Below are 14,779 nucleotides of genomic sequence, written 5' to 3' on the forward strand. Positions count from 1 at the left end.
GCAAAACGCCGCCGCGATTCAGGCTTAGTAAGCGATAACCAGCTTGCCTTGCATATGGCCGCCGAGCAGCTGTCGATGCGCGGCGGTCAGCGTCTCTACCGACAGCCCGTGCAGGGTTTCGCTCAGCGTGGTGCTCAGCTTGCCCTCGTCCAGCAGCTGCGCCACCTGTTGGAGGATCTGGCCCTGCTGCGCGATGTCCGGGGTGGTGAACATGCTGCGGGTGAACATGAATTCCCAGTGCAGCGCGGCGCTTTTCAGCTTCAGCGCGTTTTGATCCAACGGCTGCGCGTTCTCGACGATGGTGCAGATATGGCCCAGCGGCGCGACCAGCTCGGCCATCGCCGGCCAGTGGCCGTCGGTATCGTTCAGGCACAGGATGTAATCCACCTGCTCGATGCCGTGCTGCGCCAGCTCGCCCTTCAGATCGCGGTAGTCCACCACCAGATCGGCGCCGCGCTCACGGCACCAGGCGGCGGATTCCGGCCTTGAGGCGGTGGCGATCACTTTCACCTTGCTGCGCAGCGCGGCCAGCGGAATGGCCAGCGAGCCGACGCCGCCGGCGCCGCCGATGATCAGCAGCGTCTTGTGCTCCGGCGCATCCTGAATGTTCAGGTGTTCGAACAGCGCTTCCCAGGCGGTGAGGGCGGTGAGCGGCAGGGCGGCGGACTCGGCCCAGTTCAGGCTGCGCGGCTTGTGCGCGGCGATGCGTGAGTCGACCAGCTGGTGGCTGCTGTTGCTGCCGGGGCGGGTGATGTCGCCGGCGTACCACACTTCATCGCCGGGCTTGAAGCCGCTGACGCCGCTGCCCACCTCTACCACCACGCCGCTGGCGTCCCAGCCGAGGATGCGTGGCTGCTGCAGGCCGCTCTTTTGCAGACCGGCGTGCACTTTGGTGTCCACCGGGTTGACCGACGCCGCTTTCACTGCCACCAGCAGATCGTACTGGCCGGGAACCGGCATTTCCGGTGAAATTTCGATGAAACCGGCGGGGTTCTGCGGGTCTACGGCAATGGCTTTTATCGACATGATTGTGCTCCTTTTAAATGATGCCCTCAGTGTAGACCCGCGGCAGTGGGGTGATAAGATGGACAATATCTAACGGAGTGTTCGTTTAAGGTGAACAATGGAATTCAAACAGCTGCAGGACATGGCGCTGTTCGCGCTGGTGGCGGAGTGCGGCAGCTTCACCGCCGCCGCGCAGCGCGTCGGGTTGCCGAAGTCCAGCGTCAGCCAGCGCATCAACCAGCTCGAACAGACGCTGGGGCTGCGCTTGCTCAATCGCACCACGCGCCAGCTGAACCTGACCTTCGCCGGTGAGCGCTATCTGGAACATTGTCAGGCGATGATGTCCGCCGCGGAACGCGCCGATCTGGCGTTGCAGCGGCTGCGCGATAACCCGAGCGGCCGCCTGCGTATTTCAACGCCCGCCGGGCTGGGGGCGACCCTGGTGGCGCGGCTGGCGGCGGATTTTCAGCGCCAGTATCCGGACGTTTCGCTGGAGGTGTCGGTGTCCGACGCCATGGTGGATCTGGTGCAGGAAGGCTTCGACGCCGCGCTGCGCACCGGCAAGCCGCAGGATTCTTCGTTGATCGGTCGCCGTCTCGGGTATGCGCCGCGCTATCTGTTGGCCGCGCCGTCTTATCTGGCGCAGCATCCGCCGATCGAACACCCGCAGCAGCTGCAACAGCATCGCTGCATTGCCCACCGCGCCTGGACGGCCTGGAACCTGCGCTGCGGCGATGACTATTACCGCTGGCAGCTGCCGCTGGCGCACACCACCGACAACCTGCTGTATGCGCGTGAATGCGCTATTGCCGGCGCGGGGATCACGCTGTTGCCGGCGTTTCTCAGCCGCGAGGTGGTGGCGCAGAAGCTGTTGGTGGAAGTCTTGCCGGCGTGGCGCGCGGAGGGCAACGAGCTGTATCTGGTTTACCCGAGCCGCAAGCTGAATTCCCCGGCGCTGGCCTGCTTCATCGATGTGGTGCTGCAGCACCCGGCGTTTGACGACTACGCCCGCGAGCTGCCGCGGGAATAAGAACCAAGGAAGCCCAGGTCGCTCCTGGGTTAAACAAGATATTACGTCACTTGCACGATGCGCTTTCCTGTGTTCTCCCCCGCCAGCAGGCCAACCAGGGCCGCGGGCAGCAGCTCAAAACCGGCGATCAGATCTTCGATGACCGCTAATTTCTCCTCCGCGACCCAAGCCGTGAGCGCCGTCAGCGCCTGTTCTTGTCGGTGAAGGAAGTCGGCCAACAGGAACCCCCGCATCGTCAAGCTGTTGACGATCAGCAAACCGGGGATCCCGGCCGGCGCGGCCGGTGGGGAGGCCGTATCGTACTGCGACACCGCGCCGCAGCAAACAATGCGCCCCTGTTTCGCCATGTGCGGCAGGCAGGCCGCCAAAATATCGCCGCCGACGTTGTCGAACAGCACGTCAATGCCGTTGGGGCACGAGCGGCGCAGGCCGTCATGCAGATTCCCCGCCTTATAATCTATCGCCGCGTCGAAACCCAGCCTGTCCGTCAGCAGAGCCGTTTTGGCGGCGCCGCCGGCAATGCCCACCGTGCGGCAGCCGTGGAGCCGGGCGATTTGTCCGGCGAACATGCCTACCGCCCCCGCGGCGGCGGAAATGACGACGGTTTCACCGGCCTTGGGGCGTCCGCATTCCAGCAGGCCGAAGTAAGCGGTGAGTCCGGGCACGCCGTAAACGCTGAGCAAGTGCGTATGCGGAACGATGTTCGGCTGTTTGAGCGCCTCAGCCGCCGGCAGGGCCGTGAAGGTTTGCCAGCCGGTTTCCGCCAACACGATATCGCCGGCGGCCAGCAGGGGAGAGCGCGACGTGACGACTTCGGCCAGCGTCGTCGCGGCCATGATGTCTCCTGGCTGCAATCCGGAACGATAGGTGACACCCTGCATCCAGGCTCTGCTGGCCGCATCCAAAGGCACGTAAAGCGTGCGCAACAGAACCTCTCCGGGGCCGGGGATCGGCATCGGGGTCTCGCGAGTCTGAAAACAATCGACGGTCAGCTTTCCCTGTGGGAGTTTACCGAGGATGATTTGGCGATTCTGCATAGGGGGCTCCTGTTTAAATCTTGCCGAAGATGTCGATGCCGGTGAGTTGCGCCGACAATTCCCACAGGCGTTGGGCCTGTTCAGGATCGACGGCGTAGCTTTTTACGCCGCTGAAGGAAAGGCCCTCGTCATCGTTGCGCCGGGCGATATCGCAGTCTTCGCAATACAATCCGCCAAGGCCATTGAGTTGAGGCGATGTCGCCGCCCACACCTGGGTTGCCGCTCCCTGTTGCGGCGTTTTCAGCATTTCCGGGTGGGCGGGTTTGCCGTTGGCGTCGATCCAGTCCAATGCGAGCATCTCTTCCTGCGAGAGGTAACGCTGCAGTGGCGTGGGGATCATGCCGGGATGCAGCGTGAAGGCGCGTACACCGGCGGCTCGTCCTCGTTTGTCGAGATGCACGGCGAATAACGCATTAGCGGTTTTCGACTGGCCGTAGGCCCGCCACTTGTCATAGCCGCTGTGAAACTGCACGTCATTCCAGCGTATGGCGCTGGCATGGTGGCCGGAAGAGGAGATGACGACAACGCGGGCGCCGCCCGCCAATGCCGGCCAGAGGTGGTTCACCAGCGCGTAATGCCCCAGGTGGTTGATCGCGAATTGTGCCTCCCAGCCTGGGCCGATGCGGGTTTCAGGACAGGCCATGATGCCGGCGCCGCAGATCACCATATCGAGGTGGACGCCGGTCGCCAGAAGATGTTGCGCGAACTCTCTGATGTTGTTCAGATCGGCCAAATCAAGCTCATAAATGTCGACGTTGCTGATACCGGTGAGGGCCAGACGAGTGCGGGCGATGACGGGATCGCGGGCGGCGACAATCACCTGTGCTCCCGCCTGCGTCAATGCGCGAGTCGTTTCCAACCCCAGGCCGGAATGGCCGCCGGTGACTAGCGCCGTCATGCCGGCCAGTTGACGATCTTTGAGCACGTCGGCGGCGGTGGTGGTGGCGTTGAAGCCAGAGCCGATGGGCGTTTGTTTGTTCATTGGGGATTCCTCGCTGTGGTTGGCTGTGACACAGGGAGTGTAAATCGGCGCTATCCGGCAGATGAATGCAACAAAAACCTAATTTCTGTCGCCATCGTCCTAAAGTCTTCGGCCAGCGCATCGCGCGGGTTATGCTCTTGCAAGATCTTTATGGGGAGAGGGTATGGATCCTTTATCGGAAGTGCTGGCGCCACTGAACAGCCAGAATGCGTTTTTCGGCGGCCTGAAGGCCGGCGGCGACTGGGCCGTTCATTTTCCCGCTCCGCAAGGCGGGAAGTTCAACGCGGTGGTGCGCGGCGGCTGTTGGTTGGCGGCGGAAGGGCTGGCAGAACCGCTGTGGCTGGCGGCCGGCGACTGTTTACTGCTGACTCGCAGCCTGCCGCTGACCGTCGGCAGCGACTTGTCACTGCCGGCGCTCGACGCCGATGCGCTTTATCTGCAGGCGCAAAACGGCGTGGCGCGCTGCGGCGAGGGGGACACGTGCCTGTTTATCGGCGGCCGTTTTAGCTTTGGCGAGGAGGTGGAGCGGCTGTTCGGCAGCCTGCCCGCGTTGATGGTGATCCGCGGGGGCACCGAAGAGGCCGCCGTGTTGCAATGGGCGCTGCAGCGGCTGGCGGACGAGCTGTTAAAGCCTTCGCCGGGTAGCGCGCTGATGACGCATCACCTGGGGCAAATCATGTTGACCCAGGCGCTGCGGATTTACCTGACGGGGGAGGAGGGCGCGGCCTCCGGCTGGCTACCCGCTTTGTTCGATCCGCGCATCGGCGCCGCGATGCAGGCAGTACACGCCGATCCCGCCCGTCGCTGGACGGTGGCGTCATTGGCCGATGCGGCGAGCGTTTCCCGTTCGACGTTGGCGCTGCGCTTCAAGCAGAAGGCGGGAATGGCGCCGCTCGAGTACGTGTCGCGCTGGCGCATGCTGCTGGCGGCGCGGGCGCTGCGTACCGGCGGCGAACAGGTCTCCGCTATCGCGCAGCGTTTGGGGTACGATTCCGACAGCGCGTTCAGCCACGCGTTCAAGCGCGTGATGGCGTGCTCACCGCGCGATTATCGCCGGGCGCAGGCGTAAAAAAAGGCGCCGCATGCGGCGCCTTGGGGATTACTTGGCGATCTTCTTGTACTTGATGCGGTGCGGCTCGAGCGCATCGGCGCCCAGCGTACGCTTCTTGTACTCTTCGTACTCGGTGAAGTTGCCTTCGAAGAATTCCACCTTGCCTTCATCCTGGTAGTCCAGGATGTGGGTGGCGATACGGTCGAGGAACCAACGGTCGTGCGAGATCACCATGGCGCAGCCAGGGAATTCCAGCAGGGCGTTTTCCAGCGCGCGCAGGGTTTCGATATCCAGGTCGTTGGTCGGTTCATCGAGCAGCAGCACGTTGCCGCCAACCTGCAGCAGCTTGGCCAGGTGCAGACGGCCACGCTCACCGCCGGACAGCTCGCCCACGCGTTTGCCCTGATCGACGCCCTTGAAGTTGAAGCGGCCGACATAGGCGCGGCTCGGCATCTCGGTGTTGCCGATGCGCATGATGTCCTGCCCGCCGGAGACTTCTTCCCACACGGTTTTCGAACCGTCCATGCTGTCGCGGAACTGATCGACGGAGGCCAGCTTGACGGTGTCGCCCAGCACGATGCTGCCGGAATCAGGCTGTTCCTGGCCGGACATCATGCGGAACAGCGTGGATTTACCCGCGCCGTTCGGGCCGATGATGCCGACGATTGCCCCTTTCGGCACCGAGAACGACAGGTCGTCGATCAGCAGGCGGTCGCCGTAGGACTTGCGCAGGTTGCTGACTTCGACCACTTTGTCGCCCAGGCGTGCGCCAGGTGGAATGAACAGTTCGTTGGTTTCGTTACGTTTCTGGTATTCGGTGTTGTTCAGCTCTTCGAAGCGGGCCAAACGGGCCTTGCCTTTGGACTGACGGCCTTTGGCGCCCTGACGCACCCACTCCAGCTCTTTCTCGATCGACTTGCGGCGAGCAGCTTCGGCGGACGCTTCCTGCGCCAGACGCGCGTCTTTCTGCTCCAGCCAGGAAGAGTAGTTGCCTTCCCATGGAATGCCCTCGCCGCGGTCCAGTTCGAGGATCCAGCCGGCCACGTTATCCAGGAAGTAACGGTCGTGGGTGATCGCTACCACGGTGCCTTCGAAGTCGTGCAGGAAGCGTTCCAGCCAGGCCACGGACTCGGCGTCCAGGTGGTTGGTCGGTTCGTCCAGCAGCAGCATGTCCGGTTTTTCCAGCAGCAGGCGGCACAGCGCGACGCGGCGGCGTTCACCCCCGGACAGGTGGGCGATTTTGGCGTCCCAGTCCGGCAGGCGCAGCGCGTCGGCGGCGCGTTCCAGTTGGGCGTTGAGGTTGTGACCGTCGTGCGCCTGAATGATCTCTTCCAGGCGGCCCTGTTCGGCGGCCAGCTTGTCGAAGTCTGCACCTTCTTCGGCGTACAGCGCGTACACTTCGTCCAGGCGCTTCAGCGCGCCGACCAATTCCGCCAGCGCTTCTTCCACCGACTCACGCACTGTGTGTTCGAGGTTAAGCTGCGGCTCCTGCGGCAGGTAACCGATCTTGATGCCCGGCTGCGGGCGCGCTTCCCCTTCGATATCGGTATCGATGCCGGCCATGATGCGCAGCAGGGTGGACTTACCGGCGCCGTTCAGGCCCAGTACGCCGATTTTGGCCCCGGGGAAGAAGCTCAGGGAGATGTTTTTCAAAATATGACGCTTCGGCGGTACCACCTTGCCGACGCGGTGCATGGTATAGACGTATTGAGCCACGTTGCTCTAAGCCTCTCTATATCAGTATTTATAGGATGTCTGGCGGCATGAGTGTAGCCCGTTTCGATCTCGGATCCCAGACATCGCTCAGCGATCGCTAAGTATAACCGTTTATGCGCCGATAAAGGCGCATATTGGTGGCTTATGGCGTGACGACGATCGCGACGCGGCGGTTTTCCGCGCGGCCGCTGGAGGTGCGGTTGTCGGCAACGGGATCGCGTTTGCCCATGCCGCGGGTTTCGATATTGGCGCGCGGAATGCCGACGCTGGCCAGCAGATCGGCCACCGCATTGGCGCGGCGCAGGGAGAGCTGGTCGTTATAGCTGTCTTCACCGTAGTTGTCGGTATGACCGTCCAGGCGGAACTTGGTGATGCCGACGCTCAGCAGCGCGCGGCCCATCTTCTGCACCGTCTCGGTGCTTTCCGGGTTCAGCTTGCCGATGTTGTTGCCGAACAGCACTTTATCCGACAGGCCGAACTCCCAGCCGTTATCAGTCAGTTTGAAGCCCTGCGATTGCAGCAGCGCGATCTGCTCGGCCGTCAGGCCCTGCGGTTTGCTCTGGCAGCCGGCGAGCGCCAGCAGGGCGACGAACACCATCGTCAGCAGTGAAAAACGACCTTTAAACAGTTGCTGTATCATAGTCAAAATCCCTAGTTCAAGTGTTATAGCCGGGGCTCTTATTTATGTATAGCCAGCCGCCAGCCTCCGTTATAACGATGCTTTGCCTGATACATCGCATCGTCAGCTTCGTGCAAAAGACCCTGAGGCGTCGACGCGTGATCAGGGTACAGCGCAATACCGATACTCAGAGAGGTAATGACCGCCTCGTCGTTCGGCAAAATGACCGGTTGCGTCATGCAGTCGATGATGTTGTCAGCGATCTGCAGGACATCTTCCGTGCCGTGTACCGGCGCCAGCAGCACGGCGAATTCATCCCCGCCCAGACGCGCGACCAGATCGGTCTCGCGCAGCTGCGCGCGAATGCGCCCGGCAATGGTGGTCAGCACCGCATCGCCTGCGGCGTGGCCGTAACTGTCGTTCACCTCCTTGAAGCGATCGCCGTCGATAAACAGCACCGCCAATTTCGCCGGCGGTTCGATATCGCCCAGCGCCCGGCTCAGCCGCCCTTCGAAGAAGGCGCGGTTCGGCAAGCCGGTCAGGCTGTCGTGCGTCGCCCGGTGAGCCAGCGAGTCGTTCTCCTGCTTCAGATGGGCCTGCCAGGCCTCCAGCTCGTCGAGCAAGCCGTTGAAATCGTTGCTGAGCTCATGCAGCTCGGCGATCGGCGCCGACGGCACCCGCAGGCCGAAGGTGCGATCGCGGCGCACCGCGTGCGCCACGTTGGCGATGTCGTCCAGCGAACTGACGATGCCGACCAGCATACGGCGCGACAACACCAGGGCGCACAGGGTGCTGAGCACCATGCAGGCGATCATGCCGACCAGGCCGCGCAACAGGAAACGCAACAGGCTGCCGCCGTTGCCGCTCAACCAGACCTGGCCGACCTGTTTGCCCCCGTGAGAAATAGGCAGGATGACCGGCTCGGGCAGCGCCCAGTGCGCAACCATCTGCTCAAGACCGTGCAGCGGGCTGTCGGAGGGATGGCGCCAGCTGGCCAGCATCTTGCCTTTATTATCCAGAATGCGCGCCTCCAGGATCTCTTCGTTGGAGGCGATCAGCATCAGCGCCTCACGCGCGGCGACGCCGTCTTCAAACACCACGGCGGCCTCGACGGTATAGCTGATGGAGCGCGCGATCAGGTGCAGGTTGTGGTCGGCATAGGCGCGCAGCGCAAACAGCGCCACCAGCGTCAAAAAGATGCCTGCGGTGCCGACGGCGATCAGCGCCAGCCCAAGATGCACCCGCTGCAGCACTCGGCCCAGCGTCGGGCGCGCATTGCCGGCGCGGTTTCTGTGCAACAGCCTCATAGCGGCGGCGCCTGTTTGCGTGCCAGCTGCAGCACGTTGGGGTGAACGCGCACGCCGCTGCGCGCCAGAGCGTCCAGGTTGACCTTGAAACTGGCCTGATCCCCATCGATCTGCAGGCAAAATGCGCTGCCGGCGGAGCATTCGCTATCGTTCTCGCTGATGCTGAGAATGGAGTTGCCGGAAATGCGCTGCATGAAATTTTGTCTCTGCGCGGCGGTGATGTTCCCTAAGTAGATGACATCGCAGCCGGTACTCAGCGTTGGGCTGTCGAACGGCACACGCTCGGCTTTAATCGGACGCGGCGCGCTCAGCAGGATCGGATCGAACAGCCCTTCGGCATACTGGGTGGGTGCGGTCACGCACAAGCGGATCGGATTGGGTTCACGCGACCAGCGGGCGTAGCTGATGATGCCTACCACCACGGTCGTCACGGCATGCGTGCGTTTTTGATAGGGATCATCGGCGGCGCGCGCAGGCCCGGACAACGTCAGCAGCACCAACAACACGATCAGCAGCAGGCGACCGATATTCAGACGTGCGCCAAGGAAGCCCGGCACGGGGCTTTTTGCGCAACGCATCGCTATCGCGGTCTTATTCGCCATCTTCACCCGCCATTCCGGCCTGATCCACCGCCCGCAGGCCGTGGCCTGACAAGGAAAAGTTCGGCCCGCTTGAAGGGACAATCGTTTTGCTGAAAGCTGTCAGTCGCACTGCCCAATGAACACTATCTCACCCATAATTGGCGCGGATTGTATTATAAGATGTCTTCGTTGGGCGCTTTATGTGCTGTTTTCTCGGAATTATCCTACTTATTTTTGATAGTATAAAAATGCCTACCCGGGTTTGCCACCGCTTTTCTGCAAAGTTGGCGCGTTTGGCCAGCTGTCAGGCGATTTGCGCAACGGCGGCGTCATCTCGAAAATGCAATAATGTCATAGCTAATAATTAAAAATTATTTTACTTCTCTTATATCTCTTATAAATGCCGGGGCGGCTAATAAAAATCCGGTGACTGGAAATATCCCGTCGGCCTGATTTGTCAGCCAAAGTAAACGTTTTTTACCTGGCTCCCGTCATGGCGATACACTTCTTCTTCTACAGTATTGAATGGATGAGCGATTGCGCTGTCTATGGTAGATATCTGCGTCCGGGCCGTGCGCCCGGCTTTATTTTGTCCCGCTGTGCCGTGGCGCGGCGGTCACCGGGGAGCTGGGCGGCTCCTGCGGTCCAACCAGTGAGGAAAGAGCGAGGATGGTCAAGGTGGACAAGCGACGGCTGTTGGCAATGGGCCTGTGCCTGACGGCGTTTTCAGGCGCGGCGCTGGCGGATTCTCTGGATGCGCAACGTCAGCGCTACCAGCAGATCAAACAGGCATGGGACGGCAATCAGATGGGCGTGGTGGCGCAACTGATGCCGACGCTGCGCGATTATCCGCTTTATCCTTACCTGGAATACCGCGAGCTGACACAGGATCTGAGCCAGGCGGGGTTCTCCGAGGTGAACGACTTTATCAAACGCAACCCGACGCTGCCGCCGGCGAAATCACTGGCCCCGCGCTTCGTCAATGAGCTGGCGCGGCGCGAAGACTGGCGCACCCTGTTGGCCTTCAGCCCGCAGCCGCCCAAAGCGGTGGCGGCGCGCTGCAATTATTACTACGCCAAGTGGGCCACCGGCGATCAGCAGGCGGCCTGGAGCGGCGCCGACGAACTGTGGCTGAACGGCAAAACGCTGCCGGGCGCCTGCGATCGGCTGTTCAGCGTCTGGCGCGGCGCAGGCAAGCAGACGCCGCTGGATATTCTGGCGCGCATGAAGCTGGCGTTGAAGGAGGGCAACAGTTCGCTGGTCAGCAACCTCTACAGCCAGCTGCCGGCCGACTACCAGACCATGGGCAACGCCCTGGTGCGCTTGCAAAACGATCCGACCACCGTGGAAGCCTTCGCCCGCAGCGTGGGGCCGACCGACTTTACCCGCGCCGCCACCGGCATCGCCTTTGAACGCCTGGCGCGGCAGGATGTGGAAAACGCGCGGGCGATGATCCCGACGCTCGCGCGGCTGCAGAAAATGAGCGACGACGAGCGGCTGGGGCTGGAAGAGGCGGTGGCCTGGCGCCTGATGGGCAGCGATGCCACCTATGAACAGGCGCAGTGGCGCGATCGGGTGATTCTGCGCAGCCGTTCGCCTTCGCTGCTGGAGCGCCGGGTGCGCATGGCGCTGGGCAACGGCGATCGGCAGGGCGTGGCGACCTGGCTGGCCCGCCTGCCGGAAGCGTCGCGCAACAAGGATGAGTGGCGCTACTGGCGCGCCAGTCAGTTGATGGACGAAGGCAAACGCGCCGAAGGCGAGGAGATATTGCGTAACCTGATGACCGAACGCGGCTTCTATCCGATGGCGGCGGCGCAGAAGCTGAACGCCACTTATCCGGTGATGGTGGCGGTGGCGGCCAAGCCGCGCGCGTCGCTGGTCGACGGGCCGGAGGTCGCCCGGGTGCGCGAGCTGATGTACTGGAACATGGACAACCTGGCTCGCAGCGAGTGGGGCTCCTACGTCGCCAGCCGCAGCCGACCGGAACAAGAGGCGCTGGCGCGCTACGCCTTTGAGCAAAAATGGGCCGATCTGAGCGTGCAGGCGACCATCGTCGGCAAGCTGTGGGATCATCTGGAGGAGCGCTTCCCGGTCGCCTGGCCGCAGGAGTTCCGCCGCGCCACCGATGACAAGGGGATCACCACCAGCTACGCGATGGCGATAGCGCGTCAGGAGAGCGCCTGGAATCCGAAGGCGCAGTCGCCGGTTGGCGCTTCCGGCCTGATGCAGGTGATGCCGCGCACCGCGCAGCATACGGTGCAGATGTTCAATATTCCCGGCTACGTCGGCCCGAGCCAGCTGTTCGATCCGCAGACCAACATTACCATCGGCACCAGCTATCTGGAGTCGGTCTATCAGCAGTTCGGCCGCAACCGGATCCTGTCGAGCGCCGCCTATAACGCCGGCCCGTCACGGGTGAACACCTGGCTGGGCAACAGCGCGGGGCGTATCGATCCGGTGGCGTTCATCGAAAGCATTCCGTTCTCGGAAACCCGCGGCTACGTCAAGAATGTGCTGGCCTACGATGCGTTTTACCGTTATCTGACGCACCGGCCGGCCAAGGTGTTGACCGACGCCGAGTGGCAGAGACGTTATTGATTTTGACGGCCCTATGGTATGCTGCTGTACTAGTTAAATAGTATGGTGGCTGCCATGACGCAATTATCGTTAAACGACCCCGCTCTTTCAGAACAAGGCAATGAGGATTGGCTGCGCTTCGTCGCGCTGCTGCAGAATTCGTTTGCGCAAGAGCTGCATCAACCGCTGCTGCAGCTGATGCTGACGCCGGACGAACGCACCGCGCTGGGCACCCGGGTGCGGATCATTCAGGAACTGATGCGCGGCGAGATGAGCCAGCGCGAGCTGAAAAATGAACTGGGCGCGGGGATCGCCACCATCACCCGCGGCTCGAACAGCCTGAAAGCGGCTTCACCCGAGCTGAAACAGTGGCTTGAGCAGCAGCTGTTGCACGACGCGCCCTAGCGGGCTCGGTGCTATTGCTGATAGATGGCGTTGTGAAACGGCACCAGCGCCAGCAGCAGCGCCTGGTGGTAAACGCTGGTGCGGCTCAGCCGGCCGTCGGTGAAGACGCCGATGGCGCCGCCCTGGCGCTTCACCTCGGCATTGCCGGTGATCGCCGCCATTTCGCTGCCCAATTCGCGACCGGCGCGAATACCTTGTAAGATGACTTCCGGCAGCATCAGGCTCGCCGAGCGGGATTCGCCGCGGATGTGCGGGTTCTCGATGGTCATCCAGGCGAAGGTCATATTCTCTTCAATCCCGGCTTCCACGCCGACCCAAAAATCGGCCTCGGGCCTGACCTGGCGCGCTTCCATGACGCGTTGACGCGAGCCGGTGCGGGTTTCGTGGTTGCCTATCGGCTGCAGCGAGACGCCGCTGGCGACGTCAACGGATTCAATGCGGTATTGGTTCGCGCCAAAGACGTCATCGAAGGCCAGTTGAATAGCCTTGATCTTTGCCGGGTTGGTAGTTGCAGCGACAACATGGTACATAACGGGTTTGATATCCTTCTGGCCGATACGCCGGGCAGCGGCAAAAGCGCCGCCGGGCCGGGGATAAACGCAAATTTCACGCAGTATAACGGAAAACAAAAATGTTACAGGTATACCTCGTTCGCCATGGCGAAACGGAATGGAACGCGGCTCGCCGCATCCAGGGTCAGTCCGACAGCCCGTTAACCGCCATGGGTGAACACCAGGCCCGTCTGGTCGCCAGGCGCGTCAGCAAGGAAGGCATTACGCACATCATTACCAGCGATCTGGGGCGCACGCGCCGCACCGCGCAGATCATCGCCGAAGCCTGTGGCTGCGAAGTGATTGGCGATCCGCGTTTGCGTGAGCTGCACATGGGGGTTCTGGAAGAACGCCTGATCGACAGTTTGACGCCGCAGGAAGAGCAGTGGCGCAAACAGATGGTCGATGGTACTCCTGACGGCCGTATCCCTCAAGGCGAATCCATGGAGGAACTGGGCGAGCGCATGCGCGCCGCGCTGGAGAGCTGCCTGATGCTGCCGGAAGGCAGCAAACCGCTGCTCGTCAGCCATGGCATCGCGTTGGGGTGTTTGATCAGTACGGTGCTGGGGTTGCCGGCCTATGCGGAACGCCGTTTGCGCTTGCGCAACTGTTCACTGTCGCGCGTCGATCACCAGCAGAGCCCGTGGCTGGCTTCCGGCTGGATCGTGGAGACGGCGGGCGATGTCACGCATCTGGACATGCCCGCGTTGGACGAACTGCAGCGTTAACGCCGAATCGGGATCAGGTAATCGCACTTGATCTCGATAGGTGCCTGATGCGGACGGCGCTCGCCTTTCGGGTAGAAGCGTTCGATGTCGTGCCCTTTGCGGCGTGTCAGCTGGAGCGCCGGCAGGCAGGTGCCGTAGACCGTCAGAATAAAGTCTTGCAGGCCCTCAGTGGGCCCTTCGTAGCTGAACATCGCAAACTCACCGCCCGGCAACACCAGCGGCTGGCCTTCCTGCGCCTTGTCAGGCACCTGATCCGGCTCCAGCGCCGTGGTGTACAGCACTTCCTGTTCGTCGTCCTTCTCCTGGCTCGGCCGCGAGTGGTGCAGCCCGTACAGCACCGGCGGCAGGGTTTCGACGTCACCGAGGAACTGGCGCCAGAACTGCGAGCGCAGCTCGGTGCGCACGGTGGTGATCTGTTCCAGCGTACAGGAGTAGCTTTGGGTCAGGCCGACCAGGCGCTTGTCCGGCAGCGAGACGAATTCCGGCTGCGGCAGGGTGAAAGCCCCCAGACGGATCGGCGGGCAGATGCCGAATGCGTTCCAGTCCTCGGCGCGGCGGTACAGCGCCGGCGTTTGCGCAAACTGTTTTTTGAAGGCGCGGGTGAAGGTCTGCTGCGAGTCGAAGCGATACTGCAGGGCGATATCCAAAATCGGCCGGCTGGTCAAACGCAGCGCGACGGCGGCTTTGGACAGCCTCCTTGCCCGGATGTAAGCACCGATGGCGTTACCGGTAATATCTTTGAACATCCGTTGCAGGTGCCATTTGGAGTAGCCGGCCTTGGCCGCCACGTTATCCAGCGACAAGGGTTGGTCCAAATGGCTTTCCAGCCAGCTAAGCAGATCACGAATGATACCGGCTTGATCCATAGATCTTCCTCGTAAAGCTTGGGGGTAGGAACCCGAACTGTTGATTCGTCACGCTGGTGCTGCGCTATCAGACCGATCCATGAGCCATTATGCGTTGCACTCTTTGCCTCTGCTGCGCTTGCCGCGCCAGAGTTGGATTGGGGTACACCGTAGTGGGCGCAAAGAAATAACGACGCCGCATCATAGCAATTTTTTTACTCCGCGACTCTCAAAGATTTTTGTCACGCTCTGTGCTAAAACGGACGGTGCGGACCCGTAACAAACCGATTCCGTGAGCTTAGACATAAATAATGGCGATCGCCGAACCTATTTTTGCGGCAAGGT

14 protein-coding genes are annotated in these 14,779 nt (G+C 62.1%); 5 read left to right on the forward strand and 9 right to left on the reverse strand.

Features of this window, described 5'->3' with window-relative positions; translation table 11 throughout:
• Window positions 1–24 precede the first annotated feature (24 nt).
• Window positions 25–1,026: a zinc-binding alcohol dehydrogenase family protein gene (locus ACK3CV_RS03670; RefSeq protein ID WP_033637032.1), complete on the reverse strand. Its 1,002-nt coding sequence runs from the start codon at window positions 1,024–1,026 to the stop codon at window positions 25–27.
• A 97-nt stretch (window positions 1,027–1,123) separates the two neighbouring features.
• On the opposite strand from ACK3CV_RS03670, the gene ACK3CV_RS03675 reads away from it, so the two are divergent.
• Window positions 1,124–2,035, forward strand: a complete 912-nt coding sequence (locus ACK3CV_RS03675; protein WP_164141288.1) for a LysR family transcriptional regulator — start codon at window positions 1,124–1,126, stop codon at window positions 2,033–2,035.
• A 41-nt stretch (window positions 2,036–2,076) separates the two neighbouring features.
• On the opposite strand, the gene ACK3CV_RS03680 is transcribed toward ACK3CV_RS03675, so the two are convergent.
• A complete protein-coding gene (locus ACK3CV_RS03680) occupies window positions 2,077–3,072 on the reverse strand; it encodes an NADP-dependent oxidoreductase (protein ID WP_033637034.1) in 996 nt (331 codons plus the stop codon).
• A gap of 13 nt (window positions 3,073–3,085) precedes the next feature.
• On the reverse strand, window positions 3,086–4,054 hold the full coding sequence (locus tag ACK3CV_RS03685) for an SDR family NAD(P)-dependent oxidoreductase (RefSeq protein WP_164039374.1): 969 nt from the start codon (window positions 4,052–4,054) through the stop codon (window positions 3,086–3,088).
• A gap of 163 nt (window positions 4,055–4,217) precedes the next feature.
• On the opposite strand from ACK3CV_RS03685, the gene ACK3CV_RS03690 reads away from it, so the two are divergent.
• The gene (locus ACK3CV_RS03690) at window positions 4,218–5,123 is read left to right on the forward strand and encodes an AraC family transcriptional regulator (protein WP_164141290.1); all 906 of its coding nucleotides are present in this window, start codon (window positions 4,218–4,220) and stop codon (window positions 5,121–5,123) included.
• A gap of 30 nt (window positions 5,124–5,153) precedes the next feature.
• Here ACK3CV_RS03690 and ettA read toward each other — a convergent pair whose 3' ends face one another.
• The 4 genes from ettA to yfiR all read right to left on the reverse strand — a co-directional run bounded on the left by ettA (window position 5,154) and on the right by yfiR (window position 9,355).
• Complete coding sequence (gene ettA, locus ACK3CV_RS03695; protein ID WP_164141292.1) at window positions 5,154–6,821, reverse strand: energy-dependent translational throttle protein EttA; 1,668 nt, start codon at window positions 6,819–6,821, stop codon at window positions 5,154–5,156.
• 142 nt (window positions 6,822–6,963) lie between these two features.
• The gene (gene yfiB, locus ACK3CV_RS03700; RefSeq protein ID WP_033637036.1) at window positions 6,964–7,461 is read right to left on the reverse strand and encodes an outer membrane lipoprotein YfiB; all 498 of its coding nucleotides are present in this window, start codon (window positions 7,459–7,461) and stop codon (window positions 6,964–6,966) included.
• A 38-nt stretch (window positions 7,462–7,499) separates the two neighbouring features.
• On the reverse strand, window positions 7,500–8,747 hold the full coding sequence (dgcN, locus tag ACK3CV_RS03705; protein ID WP_033637037.1) for a diguanylate cyclase DgcN/YfiN: 1,248 nt from the start codon (window positions 8,745–8,747) through the stop codon (window positions 7,500–7,502).
• A complete protein-coding gene (gene yfiR / locus ACK3CV_RS03710; RefSeq protein ID WP_369783288.1) occupies window positions 8,744–9,355 on the reverse strand; it encodes a regulatory sequestration protein YfiR in 612 nt (203 codons plus the stop codon). The genes dgcN and yfiR overlap by 4 nt, the downstream gene beginning before the upstream one ends.
• Before the next feature lie 642 nt (window positions 9,356–9,997).
• Here yfiR and sltY point away from each other — a divergent pair.
• Together sltY and trpR are read left to right on the forward strand one after the other, a co-directional pair.
• The gene (gene sltY / locus ACK3CV_RS03715) at window positions 9,998–11,926 is read left to right on the forward strand and encodes a murein transglycosylase (RefSeq protein WP_164141295.1); all 1,929 of its coding nucleotides are present in this window, start codon (window positions 9,998–10,000) and stop codon (window positions 11,924–11,926) included.
• A gap of 54 nt (window positions 11,927–11,980) precedes the next feature.
• A complete protein-coding gene (gene trpR, locus ACK3CV_RS03720) occupies window positions 11,981–12,310 on the forward strand; it encodes a trp operon repressor (RefSeq protein ID WP_004933017.1) in 330 nt (109 codons plus the stop codon).
• 11 nt (window positions 12,311–12,321) lie between these two features.
• Here the strand turns inward: trpR and yjjX are convergent, their stop codons facing one another.
• Window positions 12,322–12,840, reverse strand: coding sequence for an inosine/xanthosine triphosphatase (yjjX, locus tag ACK3CV_RS03725; RefSeq protein ID WP_033637040.1), 519 nt, complete (start codon window positions 12,838–12,840; stop codon window positions 12,322–12,324).
• A gap of 101 nt (window positions 12,841–12,941) precedes the next feature.
• Here yjjX and gpmB point away from each other — a divergent pair, with 101 nt between their 5' ends.
• On the forward strand, window positions 12,942–13,589 hold the full coding sequence (gene gpmB / locus ACK3CV_RS03730) for a 2,3-diphosphoglycerate-dependent phosphoglycerate mutase GpmB (protein ID WP_025305227.1): 648 nt from the start codon (window positions 12,942–12,944) through the stop codon (window positions 13,587–13,589).
• Here the strand turns inward: gpmB and robA are convergent.
• Complete coding sequence (robA, locus tag ACK3CV_RS03735) at window positions 13,586–14,455, reverse strand: MDR efflux pump AcrAB transcriptional activator RobA (protein WP_033637041.1); 870 nt, start codon at window positions 14,453–14,455, stop codon at window positions 13,586–13,588. The genes gpmB and robA overlap by 4 nt on opposite strands.
• Window positions 14,456–14,779 lie beyond the last annotated feature (324 nt).

This window comes from Serratia sp. TSO36 (assembly GCF_057808395.1).

Excerpts from the sequence above, each read along its gene's own strand:
- sltY (WP_164141295.1), top strand. The coding sequence starts at position 9,998 with ATGGTCAAGGTGGACAAGCGACGGCTGTTGGCAATGGGCCTGTGCCTG.
- ACK3CV_RS03680 (WP_033637034.1), bottom strand. The coding sequence starts at position 3,072 with ATGCAGAATCGCCAAATCATCCTCGGTAAACTCCCACAGGGAAAGCTG.
- dgcN (WP_033637037.1), bottom strand. The coding sequence starts at position 8,747 with ATGAGGCTGTTGCACAGAAACCGCGCCGGCAATGCGCGCCCGACGCTG.
- trpR (WP_004933017.1), top strand. The coding sequence starts at position 11,981 with ATGACGCAATTATCGTTAAACGACCCCGCTCTTTCAGAACAAGGCAAT.
- yjjX (WP_033637040.1), bottom strand. The coding sequence starts at position 12,840 with ATGTACCATGTTGTCGCTGCAACTACCAACCCGGCAAAGATCAAGGCT.
- gpmB (WP_025305227.1), top strand. The coding sequence starts at position 12,942 with ATGTTACAGGTATACCTCGTTCGCCATGGCGAAACGGAATGGAACGCG.
- robA (WP_033637041.1), bottom strand. The coding sequence starts at position 14,455 with ATGGATCAAGCCGGTATCATTCGTGATCTGCTTAGCTGGCTGGAAAGC.
- ACK3CV_RS03670 (WP_033637032.1), bottom strand. The coding sequence starts at position 1,026 with ATGTCGATAAAAGCCATTGCCGTAGACCCGCAGAACCCCGCCGGTTTC.
- yfiB (WP_033637036.1), bottom strand. The coding sequence starts at position 7,461 with ATGATACAGCAACTGTTTAAAGGTCGTTTTTCACTGCTGACGATGGTG.
- ACK3CV_RS03675 (WP_164141288.1), top strand. The coding sequence starts at position 1,124 with ATGGAATTCAAACAGCTGCAGGACATGGCGCTGTTCGCGCTGGTGGCG.
- ACK3CV_RS03685 (WP_164039374.1), bottom strand. The coding sequence starts at position 4,054 with ATGAACAAACAAACGCCCATCGGCTCTGGCTTCAACGCCACCACCACC.
- ACK3CV_RS03690 (WP_164141290.1), top strand. The coding sequence starts at position 4,218 with ATGGATCCTTTATCGGAAGTGCTGGCGCCACTGAACAGCCAGAATGCG.